General features: G+C 60.3%; 2 pseudogenes. Both read left to right on the forward strand.

What is annotated here, in order from left to right:
* Window positions 1-1,485: pseudogene (locus tag AC1DIS_RS29920) on the forward strand (DUF5801 repeats-in-toxin domain-containing protein); the annotation flags it as partial.
* A 285-nt stretch (window positions 1,486-1,770) separates the two neighbouring features.
* Window positions 1,771-2,184 (forward strand): annotated as a pseudogene (locus tag AC1DIS_RS29925) (hypothetical protein); the annotation flags it as partial.

Here is a 2,184-nt window from a genome sequence, read left to right on the forward strand (position 1 = left end):
CGACGAGTCTGTCCTCGGACGTCCTCGGACAATCTGGTAACCCTGACGGCGACCAAAACCGATGGAGACGGCGACAGCGCCCATGCCACGCTCAACATCGGCCAGAACCTGGTGTTCCAGGACGACGGCCCTACACTTGCCTTTGGCAACCTGATCGGCACCGGTAGCATCCTTCCACAACAGGGATACTGGGATCATTCAACCGGAGCCGACGGACTGGGGGCAACCGGTCTGGATATTTCGTTGGTGAATAACCAATTCACTCTCGTCAGGCCAGACAACACGACCACCACCGGGACCGGCACGCTCACCGAGCAATCGCCTTCGCCGGATGTCAATGGCGCGTTCCACTTCGCAGGGACGTTGACCGGTGATTTCGACAACAACGCCGCCACCGCGAATACCAGCGTTGACTACACGCTGACCGCCTTTGCCAATGGCACCTATGCACTGGACCTGGTGCAAGGCTTCAGTTCCGAGATCGTGCTCAGCAGCGCCGACGGTTCGCTCAGTGCCGGCGGCCCGGATCCGGTGCGCACCTTGCTGATCCCACCGCAGAATCCGCCGACGATTCCTTCGCCATCTGAGGAGATTGTGTTCTTTTCCGCGAAAGCAACGGCGTCGACTGCGGACATCCTGACCGGTATCGGGCTTGGAGCCCCCGACCCCACCGAAGCCCAGCTACAGACCAACCCCCTGCCGTCGTACATCGACCCGAGGGCCATGAACGTCAGCACGTCCGGCATCGGCATCGCCAATAACCTGTTCCAGGGAGACAACCTGGCGGCCATCAGCAATGCCGATGAAAGCTTCGTGATCAACCCGGAAAGCCTGCTGACGAGCATGAAGGTCTTCATCGACAACTCCGTGGGGGGTTACGACACGGCGACCGAGGACCTGTACTACAGGGCCTTCTACGAGGATGGCACGTTCTCGAACCTGATCGAGGTGAACACCGTGACACCGGAGGCCGGTGGACAGGTGTCCTTCCTCATTCAGCAGCAGGGCACGAAGTTGATCGACGCTGTTCAGCTCACGATGGGCCGAGGCGAGATCAAGATCCCGACGATCGAGTTCACTCATGAGACCGAGAGCCTGGCCAGCGATGTCAAGCTGGCGTTCAACGCGACGCTGACAGACAAGGATGGGGACTCGGCGACGAGCACGTTCGACGCCAACCTGTTCGCCAACGACCTGGGCACCACCTTCGACTTCACGCTGGTGGGCACGAGTGGTGAGCGGGATGCCTTCAACATCGACTTGTCACTTCCTCAAAACAAGTACCAGATCACCGGCTTCGATGCGAGCGCAGGGCTGCGCGACACGCTGGTGCTCAACGGCGACCAGAACGCCGTTGTCCAGTCGATCGACAACAGCGGCGCCAACAGCGTCGTGACGGTTGCCGAAACGGGCGGACAAGTCACGACCATCACCTTGGTCGGGGTTGATGTTCTGAATACCGACATTGTCCATGGCAGCGCCTGAGGCAGCGCGTGCGTGAAAGGATGCGAGGGTGGTGGAAACCACCCTCGCATTTTTTTGCAGTGCCAATATCAGATCCGCACGGATCGCATTCGTTGTGAGCGCTCTAGCACCACAAGCCTTGAACACTGGCCCCCTGCGGCCAGGCCTGCGACGAGGACGACTAGTCTGAAACTCCCAGCCCGCGTGGGAGTTTCGGCTGATGTGCAATCCCCAGTGCTTCTCCATAGTTGCGACCAATGGTCAACGGTCAGGCCTCGATGACCGCAACTACCCCAGGAACAAGTTATGACTATTGTCGAGCAAAATTCATCGCTGCCGGGCGATCCGACTTCCCTATACACTTCGACCCTCGACCCATCGCTGACAACGTCGATTACGACCAACGCGCTGAGTGTCGTGGCCTCCGGCGCGAGCGTTACGCTGGACGAAACGGCCGGGCTACAGAACCTCACCGCCACGCCAAGCCCCGCGGGAGACGCTGACGACAACGACATTCCGTTGGCGTCCCTGCCCTCGACTTTCTCTACCCGTTTGACCGCACTGGGGGCAGGTACCGCCACGGGTGCGGCCTTGAGTGGCTATACCGGTGCCGCAGGCAATACCGGCAGCAATGCGTTCAGCGTCACCGCTGACCCCGGAGCAACCATTACCAATATCAGCTTCGTCGACAGCACTGGCGCACTGCTCAATGGCGTGGAC

It is taken from the genome of Pseudomonas sp. 05N433, from assembly GCF_056396925.1.